Source organism: Enterobacter sp. GD03975 (genome assembly GCF_029838645.1).
Lineage (GTDB): Bacteria > Pseudomonadota > Gammaproteobacteria > Enterobacterales > Enterobacteriaceae > Enterobacter > Enterobacter quasihormaechei.
Window position 1 is genome coordinate 170,210 of record NZ_JAOBZC010000009.1, and the last position, 18,275, is coordinate 188,484.

General features: G+C 47.9%; 15 protein-coding genes and 1 tRNA gene. 6 read left to right on the plus strand and 10 right to left on the minus strand.

The annotated features are described in order from the left end of the window. Positions 1–4 precede the first annotated feature (4 nt). The 3 genes from dptG to N5C09_RS15655 are packed head-to-tail and all read left to right on the plus strand — an operon-like array spanning position 5 to position 7,201. Positions 5–1,330: a DNA phosphorothioation-dependent restriction protein DptG gene (gene dptG / locus N5C09_RS15645; RefSeq protein WP_279749374.1), complete on the plus strand. Its 1,326-nt coding sequence runs from the start codon at positions 5–7 to the stop codon at positions 1,328–1,330. Then, the gene (dptH, locus tag N5C09_RS15650; RefSeq protein WP_279749375.1) at positions 1,311–6,383 is read left to right on the plus strand and encodes a DNA phosphorothioation-dependent restriction protein DptH; all 5,073 of its coding nucleotides are present in this window, start codon (positions 1,311–1,313) and stop codon (positions 6,381–6,383) included. Before dptG ends, dptH begins: the two co-directional genes overlap by 20 nt. Further along, complete coding sequence (locus tag N5C09_RS15655; RefSeq protein WP_279749376.1) at positions 6,380–7,201, plus strand: restriction endonuclease; 822 nt, start codon at positions 6,380–6,382, stop codon at positions 7,199–7,201. Before dptH ends, N5C09_RS15655 begins: the two co-directional genes overlap by 4 nt. Positions 7,202–7,234: 33 nt before the next feature. On the opposite strand, the gene N5C09_RS15660 is transcribed toward N5C09_RS15655, so the two are convergent. From N5C09_RS15660 to rraB, 9 genes are all read right to left on the minus strand, one after another. Next, the gene (locus tag N5C09_RS15660) at positions 7,235–7,855 is read right to left on the minus strand and encodes a hypothetical protein (protein WP_279749377.1); all 621 of its coding nucleotides are present in this window, start codon (positions 7,853–7,855) and stop codon (positions 7,235–7,237) included. 48 nt (positions 7,856–7,903) lie between these two features. After that, positions 7,904–8,257: a DNA sulfur modification protein DndE gene (gene dndE, locus N5C09_RS15665; RefSeq protein ID WP_279749378.1), complete on the minus strand. Its 354-nt coding sequence runs from the start codon at positions 8,255–8,257 to the stop codon at positions 7,904–7,906. Then, positions 8,257–10,257 carry a DNA sulfur modification protein DndD gene (gene dndD, locus N5C09_RS15670; RefSeq protein WP_047737536.1) on the minus strand — a complete coding sequence of 667 codons (2,001 nt, stop codon included), beginning with the start codon at positions 10,255–10,257 and terminating at the stop codon, positions 8,257–8,259. Before dndD ends, dndE begins: the two co-directional genes overlap by 1 nt. Position 10,258: 1 nt before the next feature. Further along, positions 10,259–11,881 carry a DNA phosphorothioation system sulfurtransferase DndC gene (gene dndC / locus N5C09_RS15675; RefSeq protein ID WP_279749379.1) on the minus strand — a complete coding sequence of 541 codons (1,623 nt, stop codon included), beginning with the start codon at positions 11,879–11,881 and terminating at the stop codon, positions 10,259–10,261. Next, positions 11,878–12,963: a DNA sulfur modification protein DndB gene (gene dndB / locus N5C09_RS15680; protein WP_193528004.1), complete on the minus strand. Its 1,086-nt coding sequence runs from the start codon at positions 12,961–12,963 to the stop codon at positions 11,878–11,880. The genes dndC and dndB overlap by 4 nt, the downstream gene beginning before the upstream one ends. A gap of 342 nt (positions 12,964–13,305) precedes the next feature. Next, positions 13,306–13,390, minus strand: a tRNA-Leu gene (locus N5C09_RS15685). Between the two features lie 106 nt (positions 13,391–13,496). Further along, a complete protein-coding gene (locus N5C09_RS15690) occupies positions 13,497–14,219 on the minus strand; it encodes a topoisomerase II (RefSeq protein WP_279749380.1) in 723 nt (240 codons plus the stop codon). Between the two features lie 30 nt (positions 14,220–14,249). Continuing rightward, entirely contained in the window at positions 14,250–15,008 is a 759-nt protein-coding gene (gene miaE, locus N5C09_RS15695; RefSeq protein WP_193034017.1) for a tRNA isopentenyl-2-thiomethyl-A-37 hydroxylase MiaE, read from the minus strand. Between the two features lie 47 nt (positions 15,009–15,055). After that, complete coding sequence (gene rraB, locus N5C09_RS15700; protein ID WP_017694625.1) at positions 15,056–15,481, minus strand: ribonuclease E inhibitor RraB; 426 nt, start codon at positions 15,479–15,481, stop codon at positions 15,056–15,058. 99 nt (positions 15,482–15,580) lie between these two features. On the opposite strand from rraB, the gene N5C09_RS15705 reads away from it, so the two are divergent. The 3 genes from N5C09_RS15705 to xynR all read left to right on the plus strand — a co-directional run bounded on the left by N5C09_RS15705 (position 15,581) and on the right by xynR (position 17,598). Next, positions 15,581–15,676, plus strand: a complete 96-nt coding sequence (locus tag N5C09_RS15705) for a hypothetical protein (protein ID WP_216858841.1) — start codon at positions 15,581–15,583, stop codon at positions 15,674–15,676. Then, positions 15,646–16,650, plus strand: coding sequence for an ornithine carbamoyltransferase (gene argF, locus N5C09_RS15710; protein WP_279749381.1), 1,005 nt, complete (start codon positions 15,646–15,648; stop codon positions 16,648–16,650). The genes N5C09_RS15705 and argF overlap by 31 nt, the downstream gene beginning before the upstream one ends. A gap of 186 nt (positions 16,651–16,836) precedes the next feature. Then, entirely contained in the window at positions 16,837–17,598 is a 762-nt protein-coding gene (gene xynR / locus N5C09_RS15715) for a DNA-binding transcriptional repressor XynR (protein WP_203465563.1), read from the plus strand. Here xynR and N5C09_RS15720 read toward each other — a convergent pair. Beyond that, positions 17,583–18,275 (minus strand): DUF1349 domain-containing protein (locus N5C09_RS15720; protein ID WP_279749382.1); only part of this gene is annotated, 693 nt, incomplete at its 5' end. The two genes, xynR and N5C09_RS15720, sit on opposite strands and share 16 nt — an antisense overlap.

Genomic DNA, 18,275 nt, shown 5'->3' on the forward strand with positions numbered 1-18,275 from the left:
CATCATGTATCCTATTGCAGAAAATTTAAAAGTTGGAAATAACCAGCTGGATAGTTACCTTCCAATACGTAATAAGAATAACAACATTGACTGGCAAATCGTCACAGGTTTAGTACTGAGCTATGCAGTGAAGTATAAAATCAATACTTACAGTCTCGAGCAGTTTCGCGAGGATTGTAAAACTCATCTGCAAATATTAATTGATGAGCCCGCGTTCTTGTCCGTGCTGGAACGGATGTATTTTTCCAGTCAGGATATTTTTCGTGTCTCCCCACTGTTCTTGCTGTTTCACGCTCAGTTTGATGGTGAAAAGATAAGCACAGGTTCTACAGCCGACAAACGCCTTGGAACTCTGTTTGCCAATCTGATGCGAGGTTTTAGCCTTAATAACCCTATACAAGATAAGTTAAATTTTATTGAAAAAGAGATGCTGAATAAGCTCAATAAGAAATTAATCCGACTGGGAGAGGGGCCATATGCAAAAGAACAACCTTATTTACCCTATTTGGTAACGTGTTTTCAGTCTGATTTGGCGTTTCTGGCTGAGCATCCACAATATCTATTGCAGGAACTGACCAATACTCTACGTTTGTATGCCTTTAGTTGGTGCGCACAACTGGCGCTCAATTTGGACAACTGGCAAGACGGCGAGCCGCAGAGTAAATCATTGTTCTTTATCCTCGATACTGAAAAAGCTAGCTCTGAACGAGATAAAATAAAATTCTTCGGCTATAAGTGGTTTGCCCGCCAAAGTGAAAAATTGTTCCCCATACTCTCTGCATTAGAGGTATTACAAGTAAAAGGTGAGGAAAAACGCCCTCTTTGGCAGGTATATCAAGATTGTTTGGGTTATTCAGACACATCAAATCGATTACTGAATGAACTCAATAATTATATACAGAAGTTTATCAGTAAGGAGGAGCGAGATCTTCCTGAACGCGATCGTGCTACAAACCTGGAAGATGCCTTTAAACAGCTGTTATCTGTTGCAGTTGAACAGTTTCAGGGTAAAAAAACCGAGCGAGCAGCGGTAAATCGCAAATACATCAACGAGCTGGAAAGCCAGATTTGCACTGACTTCATTCAGGTTCGTGGCCGAGCGGGGAAAGTACTGGTGCTGAACCAGGATCGACTACTGCTACTAACTAACCTTACCGTGGGTAAAAACAAAAAACTCCGGCTGCATGAGCTACTACGTGGTTTTGAGCAACGCGGATTTTATCTGGATAACCAGTCTACACAAATGCTGGTTGCGTTTTATGAACGCATGGGGAATGTGGAAAGAATGAGTGACAGTGGAGACGCCGTATATGTCCGCAAAACAGTATGAAACCTATCTGGCAGAAACCTTCATTGAATGGGTTAGCAGCATCATCCAGCCTGGTGAGCGCTACCAGTTTAAATCTCCCGATCCGGATAACGCCTTAAAACTTTGGATGGCTTTCGATTCTTTAGCGAATGGGAATAAACTAGAAATTGCACCGGGGCAATACCTTACCTACGTCCAATGCAATAATATCCATCTTATTCCAGTACTGCACGGCACAACTCCCCCTGCATTCACAGAAAACTATATTTCTCATTTACGCGATCAGGTTTCCGGCCGCAATGGCATTTTTGCCCAGACTGCGTTGTTGATTATCCACAACAGCATGCTGGATACCTTACTCAATAGTACCAAAGATGTCGCTGCACCGGATGCTATCTGGCATCCTGAAACCTTCCGTTACCAGCTTGAAAAGTTAATCACAACGGACAGCGCCCGTTCTCAAGTATCCCGCTGTTTGCTGGGAGATCAGCTGACAACAATATTGGACGAAGGCGCAACAGTTTTTGGATTTTCATCGTTATACCGTTTGTTGGATGACGGCAATCTGGATTTCTCTGAGCTAAAGTTATTTAACGATAATAACCTGCTGGACTTTAGTGATAAGCAGTTACGCGCTAGGCTCAATGAAAACCAGAAGTTATATCGTCAGATAGAGGACAGTGTTGAACGCTACAGCGGGCAACTGGAGAATGTACTAACTGAATTTAGTGCAAAATTCATTCAGGAGCATTTCGTTGACAATGACGATTGGCGTGAACTTGATTTCTCCGTCTACCTGAATGAAAAAGCACAAAACAGTGAACAGAAACTGGTGTTGGAAAACATTACTGCTGAAAACGGTGAGGTCTGGCAAAGAGCCAAAAGCACCAGTAAAGCAGGTAAACGAGATATCAGTGTCCTGGTTCAGGTTCTACCGGGGCAGTCACACGTTGAGCTGGAGTTTATCTTCCAGGGTAGCGACCTTCAGGACAATCAGGTAAAAATTGCTCATCATCGTCAGCTACAGAAAGAACGATTCTGGCGTACCAGCCGACTTGGGGGGAGAAACTCTAAGATTCTGGCATCTGTACCTTTCGATGGTCGGCCCTGTTTCTTTAGTCTCGAAATTATCAACCGCAATAACTCGGCGGAAGAGTACAAATTTCGCCTGCTGTTAGTTGAACAAGGGCAATTCTGGCTTAATGAGATCCTGCATTGTTACCGTATTGAGCCAGGTAAAGGCCAATTAACTCTGCAATTGGAAGATAACGAATTGCGTATTGCGGAGCTCGGCGACCAGACTTGTTTACTTGATGAAGAAAGTGATGACATTGATTGTCACCATTATGCACTCGTTAATTTTGAAACGCTGGCGAATCAAAGTGAGCTGATCAAATTTACACTGACTTCAGGTGACTCCCGTTTACTATTCAACATCGAAGGGCCAGGAGCAGAGGAAGGATTAACTCTGCCTCTACTTTTTGATCAGAGTCGTTTCAATAAACTCTTTAAAGAAGAAGGGAATGCAACCTGGAATAAGATGAAAGGTCGCGTAATCCTGGATAATATCGAACATAATGTGGTTGGTGTACGCCAGCAGTTACTTATGCAAGAGTACACTCTAATCGAGAGTAATCTGCTCAGCATAGGTAGCAATGGTAATGAGTTTGCTCTGGATGAGCTACTGGTAAGCTACCCCGACCTCCATAATGCGTACCACCAATTGTTCGTTTACTATCAACGACGAAATACTCTGCCGAGTCTGGTGTCATGGTCAGCGGAATATCGTGTATTAGTTAGTCACATGATCGCTACCTTTGAACAGGCATTACAGCAAATAAGTCTGAGCAGAGCATTAACGACCCAAGAAAAACGGCTCTTACATGTGGGAATTTGCCGTGGCGAGGATTATGAACGTCTCTCACCTCTGCACCCATTGGTAATGGCTTATCATTTACAGCTAGCTGAAACTATCATCGCAGAGCCCGGATTTCCCACATCAGCTTCCTTCGCTTCATTACCAGAGATTACTCTCGATCGTCTGGTCGTCTCGGGCTTAATGCCATTTGTGTATCATAGCGAACATGAATACGCACAGTTACAACCGATGTCAGAAAACCGCTTCTGGATAGATATTGTTCCCCAGCGCCAGATGAGCCACGAATACGTTAAGCGTCTTGTGAAAGACAAGCTAAACGAATTTACAGACGCCTATTCCCGGTTGTTCCAGAGTGCTGGGAATAATGCACTGGTTATTAATGCTATTAATATGGGAGATGCTAGAGAGCTCTTTTTGGGGCTGGTAGATTATTTTAAACAGGAAAAAGATAACGCAATTTCGATACACGTAAACTGCTATGACGAACACCTGCTCCCCAATGCCTTTGATCGCTTTGCTGAAAGTGGTAGCTATGAACAACTTAAAAATGATCTAGGCCTGAACAGCGGTGCGTGGCGTTCTGAAGCCGATATGTTGATCGATCTACTTCGCAGTCGCTTAACATTCAGCAAATTTGTCCTGCCACCGGAAAGCGATCAACTGGCTTACGCCCATCTCGCGTTTTTCACCAACACCGCACCGGTTGATTGCCGCCAGATTCGCATTGAGGATGCTGCCAGTGGCGTGTTATGTCATGGTCTTATTGCGGGTGAAGGGGCTGAAACACAGGGTGACGCCTACTTTACCGCATTTGGTCTACGAAATGTCGATACAGAACCTTATTGCGCCCTACGTCTCGCCCACTTGTTGGGTTGTCTGTGGCAACCGGCGCGACAAAGCAACAGTCAGTATCACGGCCAGGGGATCAGCCTTGCCGTCAGCGGTAACTTTAAGCAACTGCTGAATCGCTCTTATGATAGTTCTCTCTGGACCACAATTATCGACCCTAAGGTAACACTCGATTTCTTTACCAATCAAAAAGATGTCGTTCTAATTCATTACTCTGACCAGTACACCAGTTGCGCAGGTTATGACGCCGTAACTGTCACAAAACAGGTTGAATTGTTCTTGCGTCTGCTTCAGACAGGTAATCAAACCGGGCAATCCACCGTTGATAGCCAGCAACTACTTGCTGAATTTAACGCCTTTAACGGCGAGTGGCTGTTGAAAATGTTGCGTTCAAATGAGAAGGAGCGCAAAGAGAAGCACGGCATTATCGGTGCATACAAATTCGTACAGTCTATGTTGCACCAGTCAGATATTTGCTGGGTTCCATTGTCAGTAGCAGAGATGATCCGCGTGTCTGGCAACGTCGGGCTGAGAATGAAAGAAAGCGATTTATCCCGCCATTTACAGGGTTATCAGAAAGGAGCGATCTCTGACGATGTGCTCTTTGTCGGCTTCAAAGATAACAACCTGTATCTTTTACCACTTGAAGTTAAAACAGGGGCTCGCCCTGATTACAACCATGCTGGCCAGCAGGCCCGCGAGCTAAAACGCTATTTACAACAAGATATTCTTGGGCCACAAACTCTGGCATCACAGCTATACCGGGCACTTTTTATCCGCCAGGTATTAATGCAGGTAGAAAAGTTGCGTCTGTATGGGGTACTGGATAACGACAAGCTATCCCCTCTCCTGGAGCGACGCGAATGGTGGCTCACTGGCGACTATCAATTAGGCGAGCTTGCTGATTATGCAGATGGTTTTGTGGTAGCTCATGTAGACAGCGGAACCTGTTTTGATCTCTCCTATAAAGAAACAGCAGAGAATATTCTACAGATCGAAATCCCCTATTCATTGCTTCCATCGTTAATTGCAGCACAAGGTGATCAACCTCCACTAGCTGAACGCTATCGGGTGCCGGAAAAATATCTGCTTAAACCAGAGTGTGATGTCGATTCCTCTCTCCCGGAACAGGCGGCAACAACTGAACCGCAACCCATTTCAGCGCCGGAGCCTCCACAACCTAAAGCACCGGCACTAAGCCCCAGTAATGTCACCAATACACCATTACAGGTCTTGTTTGGTCATGATGCTGTACACCAGAATCCGTTGTACTGGGAGCCAACCAACACCGCTAAATTCATGAATACTAATACCGGTATTATTGGAACAATGGGCACCGGGAAAACCCAGTTTACTAAATCGCTGGTTACGCAACTGATGCGCAATCAGTCGTGCAACGTTGATGGTAAACCGATTGGATTATTGATCTTCGACTATAAATCTGACTATGTGGATGATGCGTTTCTGGAAGCTACGGGAGCTAAGAGGTATCAGCTATCGTTGTTACCTTACAATCCGTTATCGTTATTTGGTGATATGCCCATGTTACCGAGGCATACGGCCATGGCATTTGCTGAAACAATGGGCAAAGCGTATAACCTTGGCGTAAAACAACGCATGAAGCTGGTTACACTAATAATGGAGTGCTATGACTTAGCAGGAATAGTGCCTCATGATAGATCAACATGGAATCGTGTAGCACCGACTATTGAAGATGTGTGGCAGCAGTACCTGGCACAAGAGAAAGTCGACGAAGATTCATTATATGCTGCGCTTTATAATCTGGCTGGTTTCCAGATTTTTGAAACGGATCCAGAGAATATGACCAGTTTGTACGATCTGGTTGATGGCGTCACAGTTATCGAACTTGCGGGTTATCCATCAGAGATTCAAAACCTGGTGGTTGCACTCACGCTTGACCTGTTTTATGCCCAGATGCAAAAACGCGGTAAACCGATGGTGCAAGGGGATTATCGCCAGCTAACTAAAATGATTCTGGTTGATGAAGCTGATAATTTTATGCGCCAGGATTTTGCTAGTTTGCGTAAAATTCTTAAAGAAGGTCGCGAGTATGGTGTCGGTGCAATTCTATCGACACAAGAAATCACCCACTTCAAAACAGGGGAGAATAATTATGCTTCTTATATTCTGACTTGGGTGATTCATCGAGTTTCTGAGATCAAGAATGCTGATATCAAGGCCGTATTTAACATTGATGATAAAGGCGAACAGGAATCTCTGATGGGGCAGATTAGGCAGCTTGAGAAGCATTTTAGTTTGTATGTAGATGGAGATAAGAATGTTAAGAAAATGCGAGATTTTGCATTTTGGGAATTAGTTAGATGACGATTATTGAAGCTATATTAAATGTATTGAAGGAACATGGTAAGCCTTTATCGCACAAGGATATTTATGATTTCATCATAAAGAAAGGATATTATTCATTTGGTGCAAAAGATCCTTTATCCGTAGTTCGGGGTGAAATTAGAAAACATTGTTATGGAATTGATTTTCCGAGCGCATCGCCACGAAAAATATTTATTGAAGTTAAATCTCTAGGGCAATCAAAGCCACTATACGATCTTTGGCAGGGGCAAATTTCATACCTTAGCCCACTAAAAATTGAAAAGGTTGCAAAAGAACAGCTACCAGAAGAAATAATTCACGGAAAATATAATGAACATATTAAAACCATAAAAGAGCAATTGCTCGATGCTATCAATTCCTCGGATCCAGCTTTCTTTGAGAGACTTGTAGTAACACTTTTATTAAAAATGGGTTATGGGTGGCATGAGTCTGAGGCAGGTAAGGTTGTTGGTGGCGCTGGAGATGAAGGCATAGATGGCATTATTAATGAAGATAAATTAGGTTTGGAAAAAATATACATCCAAGCTAAGAGATATAATATTAAAAAAGTACCACCTAGTGAAATTAGAGAATTTATTGGTTCGATGAACCAAAAAGGAGCACACAAAGGAGTCTTTTTCTCATCTTCATGCTTTACCGAACAAGCAATTAATAGTGCGGAAAAAGCACAAGGCATGAATATTACTCTTGTTGATGGCGAACAATTATGTGAATTTTTAGTCCAAAATGGCATGGGAGTTGCGAAGGTAAGAACATATGAAATTTATGAAATAGATAAAAACTTTTTTGATTTATAATATTAATATAAAATGGGGGCGCCCCCCATTTTATTAAATTTGATTTTTTATCTCATCCTTAAATTCTCTTATTTTATTGAAAAAACAACTTTTTATAGCATCTAATTCCGATCTTATTTTTTCAATTTTATCTGAAATTTCTTTGCATTTTTCTGATTCGGGATTTTCATGACTTCGTTCAAATTCTATTATAAGCTTTCTTAATTCTACTGTTTTTTCCTTATAGCTATCTACACATTTTTTAGGTTCTAAAGCCCCTAATGAATGTAAGAGACTAGAAGCCATATTTTGTTCTTTAAAAGCAGGATAAACATCTTCAGAGGACTGTTTTTCTTTATCGCTAAAGCTTTCTTCTAGGGGTTTGTTGTTAGGATCGCTCAATGTTTTGTATTTTCTGTGTTTGTTCGAGGCATACAATCCTACAGCATCAGAAAACAAACAAAAGCAATCGAAGGCTTTATACAATAAATCTACTTCTTTTTCATAAACTTTGCTACGAGCAGTTTGATTGGGTGTTTTAAAAAAAATATAACATGTTAAAAATATGATTGCCACAGAGCTAATTAAGCTCCCAACGGAGGTTACATAATCCACCCAATCTTTGCTTGTAACAATTTCTGTTAGTTGTTTAATCTGTTCGAAAGTAATTTCCATTTTATATCCTTATATGCCAATACATAACGCATTGGCATAATAGTTATTTTACAATGAAATTAAAAAGTCTTTTAAGTTTCGATGATTTCTTACTGAAGCGATTCCATCTTCAACATGCGCTGCCCATGCCTTAATCAACGCCTTTTGCTCTAATTGTGGATAAAGCATCTTCAACACCAGTTCTGTGGCTTGCAATGTTTCCCCTAGCCACGTAATTTTATCCAGCACCAGCGTACCATCCAGCTTCTTACTATCTCGTTCAGGTGAATAGCGAAACTCACTCTCCACCGAGCGGAAAAATGCTAGCCGGGCAGCAATATTGGGTGTAATCCCAGTATACCCTTTGAGCTTTTTAAGCTGATCTTCAGTCTGACGGCTAAGCGCCATTCGATTTGGGAGCATCAGATAGCCTCCTTAGTTAATTCCCAGAAATAACCTGGTTTCAGCGTTGACGATTTAGTATGCGCATTAAACACAATCTCATAAGCATGAGAGATATCATCACGCAACTGATCGACAAAATAACGCTCATCTACTTCAGTATCGGTAGACAGCAATACAACCTGATGACTGGCTTCCGGGAAGTAGTGGTTAATCAATTTATCACGATGCTGAGAATCCAGACGTCCCAATGGCGTATCAATTATCACTGGTAAATCACGACCAGAGGTTTTCGCCAGCGCCTCAAGAATAGCAATTGCATAAATCTGTTTTTCACCAGCAGAAAGTAATTTACGGTTAATTACTGATCCATTCTCATCAATTAATTCAACATCAAACGTTTGAGGGTTGATATGCGCACTAAGTTGTAAATCCTCTTTGCGAGCCAACTTACGGTAAGCAAGCTCAAAGTTTGTAGACAGCGTTTTAACTCGAGCCTGGGTTAATACATCACTGTAGCGATCGAGTAAGTTTATCGTTTCCTGAGCATTCTTAAACGCACTACTATAACTGTGCTGATAACGAGCGGCATCATGCGCTTTTTGAATCTGGCGAACACAATCCAGTTGCTGCTGTTTCGTGCGTTTAGCATCTTCCAGCAATGACCGATATTTCTGCAATTGGGCTTCGCGCTGCCTATCCAGGTCACGTAATTTCTCAAAGAGATCCATCAGCTGATCATCTTCAGGAGCACGGGCAATATTAGCAGCCGCTTGTTCTAACTGTTGTTCAATCTCAGATAACTGTGTGCGATAAAGCTCAAAACGCTGCCATGCTCTTTTACTATCTATCTCAATAGACTGTTGAAGCATACCAGCTTCACGCTCAGAGATGTCAAAGAGCAAATCACCTTTTGGTTTCGTTGCCATATAATCTTTTAGATTATCGGTAATCGCTTCAGCTGCTATTTTGCCAGTCCCCGCAGAACGAAATGCAATATCATTTCTGAGTTGCGTTAAAAACTGGCTCAGCTCTTTTTCAAAGCTTTTTGCCTGTTTAATCTGCGTTTCATCAGCAATTTGTTGCAGCAAACGAGACAAAATAGTGGGCGCAAGCGCATAAGGTAGCGAGCCATCGCATTCTTGTCTCAGTGCTTTTTCCAGATGTTCTTTATCTTTTAGCAGCGTTTCGACTTTCTGTTTTTCCTGCGCTTTAGTCTGGGCAAAAGCGCCCCCCTGAGCATTTAGCAAGCCTTCATAACGGGTTATATCTTTAGACAGAAACTCAATCCGCGATTTGGCAAAATCGGCGCTTTCCAGCAGTGCTTCTGTCTGGCAGGCTAATTCTTTACTCTGTTTTTCAAGCTCTGCAATCTGTTGTTGCTGAGAACTTGCTAGCTGGCTGGATTGCTGACGCTTAACAAAAATCATTAAATCGTTACGCAGTTTAGATATGAGGTCCAGCCCCAATAAGCGTCGTACGGCGGTACGTAAAATATTACCGGATTCGTCCTCAGCAAGTTCTGCAATTTTCTCGCCATCGAAAAAGAACAAATCAGCAATGCCATGCGGAATTAACTCATTTAGAAATCCCTGGCACTGATCGTAATCCAGTTCACTGAGTGGCTGCCCATCCTGTTGCAGAGAAAGGCGGTCCCTCTTCCCCTTTTTCCAGGTTCGCGTAACGGTAAATTCGGCCTCATGACCGCCTTTATTATAGGTAAACGTCAGTTCTACAGATGCTTCTTCCGGCTGCTCAATATAGTACGCGCCGTTATGAATCAATGCGCTGAGTTGTTCGATATACTCTTGCTGTTGAGTCGCTAACCCAAACGCCAGTCGTCCATACAACGCTATGCGGATCGCCGACAGGATAGACGTTTTCCCTGCGCCGTTTAAACCACCAAACAGCACAATAGGTCGTGGATTCAAATCGTGCGGACGCTTTCTGGGTGCCAGATCAATGGTATGTGTACCGTTAAATACCCGAAAATTATGTAATACCAGCTGTTTAATGAGCACGTTATTTCTCCTCCCCAATCAGTAACGAGGATTCACTGGCATCAACAATTCTGCGCTGTAAAACCTGAAGTTCAGTTTCCAGCTTTGTAAGTTCTTCCTGATGAATATCTCGTTCAACTCGTTTTTGCAGAGTGACCTGTTGTTGTTCAATTTCTTCGAGAGTGCCCCAGTCCTGCTTTAAAATCGTGCCAAGTTTGTCAAAAATGCCCTGACGACGGCTTAAGCCTTCCATTGAAACTTCCAGCTCTATGAGTTTCATCACCATTTCAGGCACAACGTCAAACCCCTGCGCTATCTGCACCAACAGATCTGCATCGCTGGCATCAAAGCGCGACTGATCGTCCACCACCCAGTCTAAATCCTGTTGATACACTTCACGGTAAATACCCGGCAGCGTGTCATACCAGTCTGGTTCATTAGGATCTTTCAACCACTCTTGACGAATCGCATGTAGCTCTGGTTTGGTAATTAACGTAATGGTATGGCCTTGAGCATTCAAATCGCGCTCTATCTCCAGCAATTCTTTGAGCCATTGCTGACGGTATTTTAGCCAGTAAGGACCTGGAACATGCTTACGCTCAGCCCCCGGCTCATCACTTTCTTTAGCGTACTGATAGCTCACCTTACCAGTACGGCGCTTATAGTTTCGAAACGTGTCTTTATTCACCGGATCGGTGGTAAATGCCAGCAGATCACGATATTTCAGCAACGGAGACATCCATTCTTCACCGTTTTTAATCAGGCTTTCCATAGCCTTATCTTTAGTGACAACGGTACAGGTCCAACAGCCAAAACGCGAGTTGCCGCAGGAAGGGGTACTATCATCAATTACCAGCGGGCATTCACCCTGTGCGGAAGAATCCATATACAACGTCCACAGTGGACGGTTGTTTCCACCCCACGGGCTTTCCCACTCGTCGATATCTTCAGGGGCATAGCGGAACGCGCCGCGCAGAAGTTTCCAGACGTCTTCTACATCCCAGGTATCAATGGGTGTATAGATAAACGCATTTGCCAGCGTGGTATGCCGGGCAAGGCGTGATCCATCAATCTTGTGCTTTGCGATTACCTGCGCACGAGAAGCACTTTCGCTACTGCGCGAACCCAGCACAACAATAACTTCATCAAACTGGCTGACCTTATCTTTAATAAAGTCACTCACCGGATTGATTTTCATGCGCTCGGTGCACCAACGGAAACTACGAGTTGGAGCCGGATAACCTTTCCCCAGCAAATTGACCCAGAAGGTTTCATTCGTTTTAGGCGTTACCGCGTGTTGAGTGATCGGCAAGCCGTTACGCTTCGCTCCCGCCTCAATCTGCAACATCGTTTTCTTAATCAGATCCACGACTACCGGCGTTTCGACCAGCGTATCGGACGACACCACAAAAACATCTTTGCTGCGCATTTCCGGGGGCAGGCCGAGCAAGGCCAGATACACCAGCGTGATCACAGCGGAAGAATCTTTCCCACCGCTGTAGCCAATCACCCACGGACGCTTATCCGCACAATAAATTCGTTGAACCTCAGCAACATATTCGGCCAGAGGACGTCCGGCGAACTGTTCCAGATTAATAAAATCTTCGTATTCGGCCAAATCATAGGACTGAACTAATTTACTCATGAGACAACCATTTGAGCTTCAAGCTCCTGTTCTTCAGGAGTGAGGGGAATAGAGAGCGCGGTTTTTAGCGCATTGCAGGTGAGCTGGATTGCCGTACTGGTTTTACTCAGCTTACCGTGCTGCATCGCGCGCTTGATCAGATCAGGATTGTTTCTGCGCCAGTTAAAGGTCTTGAGTGCAGCGATTTTCTCAGGCCATTGCTCCGGGTAGTCTGTCAGCAGGGCATACCCCAATTGTCCGAGAGCCTGCAAACCAATACCGTGAGCATGAATATAATCCTGTCGTAGCTGAACTGGCGAAACCTCTTTTTTGGCCGCTAACTGCCAGTCCGGCATCACGTGAAAAATAGCCTGCCAGTAGCGGGTGGCTATTAACGTGCATTCTTCAAAATTGTTCTCTTTGGGATCTTTGCCCAACAACGCGCGGGTAGCCTGCTTGATACTACTTAAGGTAAACAGTTTATTCGATCGCTGGCTGATACCAGATTTTTCCAACTCCGTCATCCCAACAAATGGTTCTACGGACATAGCCAGATAACGTGCCAGATTTGAACAGGCATCACGATGGTCATATAAAGAGGCAAGCGATGGGCTGGGACGAATGGCGTATTTATTCAAATCTGCGAACATCTGCTGACTACGTTTTAGCCCCTCATCGACAAAAAATAGCACCGGTATATTATCCTGTCCCAGCTCGGGGCGTGCGTCTAAAGCGTCTTCAATCGCTTTACGGCGATGCTGACCGTCGTTGATGAGTATTTGAGCATCCATCGGCACGCATAACGTTCCAAGGTTATTAGAACCTTCAAATTCATCAAATTGGACATCAACGGCAATGGAGGCCGTTAGCGCTGAAAAAACATAATCTTTCGGATTTTCCAGTAGATATCGCACCATTTCGGGGATACGCGATTTGTTCAACGTGCGCTGCGCGCGTAACTCAGGCGGAACGTCATTTTCGTCAAAGCTGAATATTTTAGGGATGATGCGCATGGGGCACGTGGCGATGTAGAAAGGGCGACCAGCCTGTATGCCACGTATAGCTGGGAAAGAATAGCAGTAGTCTGCGTCAACATTAGCCATACCGTAATCCATCTCAAATCTTGTAAAGTGGTTACGCGATATTTTACGTAATGAGAGATAAGATTTATAGCTAAATTTACGTAATTTTTTGCGTAATCACTTCCAGAAAAAGCAATATGCTCATCACAGATTTGTTGTTTTTATTACTACAGCATCTAATAGCCAACCTGAATTCCAAACTGACGAAATACCAATAGACAAAAACAACCAATGACAATAAAGCCCTTCATCTGCAAGAAAAAATCTCGCAAAACTGCTTCGTATTACAGTTAGATATCTAATGAATTCAGATAAAATGGACACAAAAAAAGCCGCCCTTAAGCGACTTTGATTTGCATCTTTTGGTGCCGAAGGCCGGACTCGAACCGGCACGTATTTCTACGGTTGATTTTGAATCAACTGCGTCTACCGATTTCGCCACTTCGGCACTGAAGGGGATGCGGAAACGTTGTGGATTATACCTGTCGCGCGCCGCCATGCAAGCGACGACGCGCGAAACCCGCGCTAAGTGCCCAAAAAACCAGCGCCCTTTGTCACTCCAGCTCAGACACTGCCAGACGAATCACCCCTGCCGCCTTCTGCTCCGGCAGCGCCAGCACCTTCGCCCACATCGCCTGCACCATATCGCAGGAGAGCTTCTCTTTGCCCGCTGCCTTCTCCGGCATCTGCAACAGCTGGATGTCCTCGCCGTACTTATCGGCAAGCGCCTTCATAATTGGCCGCACATCCTCGACAGCCGCCTCGCGCTCGGCCTGCGTCACGGTGTGGCGATTTTTGCCGTAGGCCGCGCGCATCATGTCGGCATCGGCCTGCATGCGCCGGGTCATCAGGTCTTTATCCAGCATACGCATCGGGTTGATGCCGCCCTTCACCATCGGGTAGAGGAAGCGGAAGCAAGCGTCGTCGCTCACCTTCTGGATGGCGGCGGTCTGCTCCATGTTGATGGTCATGTAGTTCACCACGTTGGCGTCCGGGGCATTTTGCAGGCGCGTCATCTGCAAATGCAGGATCTGCGGCTGGATGGTGTCGATAATGTGCTGCTCCGGCTCGCCGGCCTTTTGCAGGGCGGCCATCTGGTCGAGAATGCGCTGATGCAGCACAGGCTCCTGCTCCTTGATCACCTGCCAGGCGGGCATCGCGTTAAGGGCGGTATCAATTTGCGCGTCCGGAGCGCGCTGCCTGTCGAAGAAGACCCAGAACGCCACGGCGGCAGCCGCGACAATAACAATGACCGTACTGATCCACGTTTTTTTCATCTCGCATCCTTATCCTTGCGTTATGCCGGTTTACACCGGCACGCCGCTGTGGAAGCGAAACTCGTGGTCCGGTGTCGAGATAAGTGTGGCTTCAATTTCGCCAAAATGCTGTATGCGCGGTGAGATATCGTCGTCGCTTACCTGCCGGGCCAGCGTCAGGTAATCCTGATAGTGGCGCGCTTCTGAGCGCAGCAGCGAGAGATAGAACTTCTGCAAATCGTCGTCGAGGAACGGGGCCAGCGCGGCGAAGCGCTCGCAGGAGCGGGCTTCGATGTAGGCGCCGCAGATGAGCTTGTCGATCAGCGTCAGCGGTTCGTGAGTGCGCACTTCCTTCAGCATCCCTTTGGCGTAGCGGCTGGCGGTGATTTTGACGTACGGAATGTCGCGCGCCAGCATCGCCTCGCGCACCTGCCAGAAGTGGTGCAGCTCCTCTTTGATCAGCAGCACCATGCTGTCGATGAGCGCCTGGCCCCACGGGTCGTCGGTTTTGGGCATTACGCTTTTGCCAATCTGCTTGTGCAGGGCGATGAAGTCCGGCTCCGGACCGTCGCGGAAGGTGAACTGTTCGTAGGGCTTGAGCCACTCGAGCAGCGCGTCGGCACCGCTTTCATCAGCGACGTATTTACGCACCAGCAGCAGCGCGGTCTGGGCGGCCTTGAGCTCGCACACCATGTGGTCGGTGAGCAGCAGCGGCAGGTTCGCCGGGTCGCGGGCTTTATCAATCCATGCTTGCGGGGTTGGGCACTGGAGGAAGTTGAGTACGGGGGCGAGTATCTGCGGGTAATCCATGGTTCTGCCTTGAAAAAAGCGGTGGCGCGCGCCACCGCCTGAAACGCTTAGTGACGCACGCCGTCGTCGTCTTCGTCGACGTAATCTTCGTCGTCGCCTTCCTCGCCGTCTTCACCGTTCGGATCTTCGAAGTAGGTTCCCCAGCCGTCGTATTCCACTTCAAACTTCTCGGCCAGGTTCATCAGCTGTTCTACCTGCGCGTCGATCAGCTCCGCCTTCAGCGCGCCTTCGCTCAGGATGTCGCAGCAGATGACGGTGTCGCCCTCTTCCACTTCCAGCTCTTCCGGCTCGGTCACTTCGTAACCCAGCTTGAAGGCTTCCACGGCCATTTTTTCCAGCGCTTCAAAGTCGTCCGCAGAGAAATGGTGTTCGATGGTGTACAGCGCGTCCGGATCGCTACCGTCTTCCAGCAGTTCTTCAATAATCAGACGCGTCTCTTCGCGTTGCTCTTCCAGTAATTCCGGGTTTGCCATGGCTCAATCCTCTTTAAAGTGCGGCAGATACTTCTATTTTCACACACGGACGGGTTTGCCTCCACCTTTGTTGGAAAGATTTGTGAAACGGGGTTGCAAATGAATAATTACACATATAAAGTGAATTTTAATTCAATAATTGGCGTTTGCCATGCGAGGATAAAATGGCCGATTTGTACAAGAAACACTTTCTGAAATTGCTCGACTTTACCCCTGCACAGTTCACTTCTCTGCTGACCCTTGCCGCACAGCTCAAGGCCGATAAAAAAAAGGGCAAGGAAGTACAGAAACTTACCGGTAAAAATATCGCGCTCATCTTCGAAAAAGACTCGACCCGTACACGATGCTCTTTCGAAGTTGCCGCATTTGACCAGGGCGCACGCGTCACCTATTTAGGGCCGAGCGGCAGCCAGATTGGGCATAAAGAGTCAATTAAGGACACCGCACGGGTTCTCGGGCGGATGTACGACGGCATTCAGTATCGCGGTCACGGCCAGGAAGTCGTCGAAACGCTGGCGCAGTATGCGGGCGTGCCGGTGTGGAACGGGCTGACCAACGAGTTCCACCCGACGCAGCTGCTGGCGGACCTGCTGACCATGCAGGAGCACCTGCCGGGCAAGGCGTTTAACGAGATGACGCTGGTCTACGCGGGCGACGCGCGCAACAACATGGGCAACTCGATGCTGGAAGCGGCGGCGCTGACCGGGCTGGATCTGCGCCTGGTGGCCCCGAAAGCCTGCTGGCCGGAAGAGAGCCTGGTGGCGGAGTGCAGCGCGCTGACGGAGAAGCACGGCGGCAAAATCACCCTGACGGAAGACGTGGCGGCAGGCGTGAAGGGCGCGGACTTTATCTATACCGACGTGTGGGTGTCGATGGGCGAAGCCAAAGAGAAGTGGGCGGAGCGGATTGCGCTGCTGCGGGGGTATCAGGTAAACGCGCAGATGATGGCGCTGACCGGCAACCCGAACGTGAAGTTCCTGCACTGTCTGCCGGCGTTCCACGACGACCAGACCACGCTGGGCAAGCAGATGGCGAAGGAGTTCGACCTGCACGGCGGGATGGAGGTAACGGACGAGGTGTTTGAGTCGGCGGCGAGCATCGTGTTTGACCAGGCGGAAAACCGGATGCATACGATTAAGGCGGTGATGGTGGCGACGCTTGGGGAGTGATCCCCTCTCCCACGTTATTGATTCGGTGCGATCTTCCCGCCGGGTGACGCTGCGCTTACCCGGCCTACAAGTCCCGTAGGCCCGTGCAAGCGAAGCGCCGCCGGGCAAACCGGCTCCCCTTCATTGATTTTTCACCCCGAAAAAGGTACGTTTTCGCCTTCATTCCAGCGTGGACATGCCAGCATTATGCCGATTATTCAGTCTGTTGAACGTGCGTTGCAGATCCTCGACCTGTTCAACGAGCAGGCCACCGAGCTTAAGATCACCGACATCAGCAAACTGATGGGGCTGAGCAAGAGCACCCTCCACTCGCTGCTGAAAACCCTCCAGCTTCACGGCTATATCGATCAGAACCCGGAGAACGGGAAATATCGCCTCGGCATGAAGCTGGTCGAGCGCGGTCATTTTGTCGTGGGCTCCATCGATATTCGGCAAAAGGCGAAAGGCTGGCTGACGGAGCTGTCACAGCGAACCGGGCAGACCACCCATCTGGGGATCCTGGACGGGCGTGAAGGGGTCTATATCGAGAAAATTGAAGGCAAGCTGGCCGCCATCGCCTATTCGCGCATCGGCCGCCGCCTGCCGGTTCACGCCACCGCCATCGGCAAGGTGTTGATTGCCTGGCTGGGCGAGGCCGAGCTGAACGCCCTGCTGGAGGGCTATCAGTACACCACCTTTACGCCTTCCACCCTCGCCTCTCGTGAAGCCTTAATGGCCGCCCTGGCGCAGACCCGCGAGCAGGGCTATGCTCTGGACAGCGAAGAGAACGAGCAGGGCGTGCGCTGCGTGGCGGTGCCGGTGTGGAACCACGAATCCCGCGTGATTGCCGCGCTGAGCCTGTCGACGCTCACCTCTCGCGTGGATGACGCCGAGCTGGCCCGCTTCCGCGAGGAGCTTCAGCAGGCCGGGCTCGAGCTCTCACGCGCGCTGGGCTATACCGGCTCGTAGGTGAAGTAGTCGAAGTCCGCGTGACAGCCGTCGCCGCTGATGTCCTCGCAGTGCAGCCCCACAAACGCGCCGGTAAAGAAGCCACGCCCGCCGATGTAGTCGTCCGACAGCTTCCACGCCTCATACGTCACCGGCACGGCGTGCCACGTCTCGCCGTCGAACGAGTAGCTGTAGCGGTAGACCAGCGTATCCACGTCTACCCGCAGCCAGACGCTCTCCGCATGTTCCGGCACCGGAATGGGCTGCTCGTGCAGCGGCCACGACGGTACGTTGTGGTCGAGCTGGATCACTTTGATGGTTCTCCCCTGCCCCTCCTCGTAGTCCACAAAGCAGTAGCTCCAGTTTTTGCTGTTGTAGTAGCAGGTCAGCCCCGCGCTCTGCTGGAAGTGAACCGGCGAGAACTGCATCCGCGTCTCGGCCCGGAAGGTGAAGTGCTGCCAGCGGCGCGCCACGGTCGACTGGGTGAAGGTCGAGTTGAGCGAGTCGTTGCCGTAGAGCCGTAAGTAGCCCGGGCGCGCGGTGAGCGAGCCGAGGGTGTCGTCGAACGGAATGCGCAAGGTCTGCAATTCAGGGTCAAGCGTACTGCCGTCGAAATCATCCCGCCAGTTACCCTTATCGGCTGCGGGCTGCTCCGCCACCTGCGGGCCGGGCACGGTCAGCTGCGCGTGTTTGCCGCC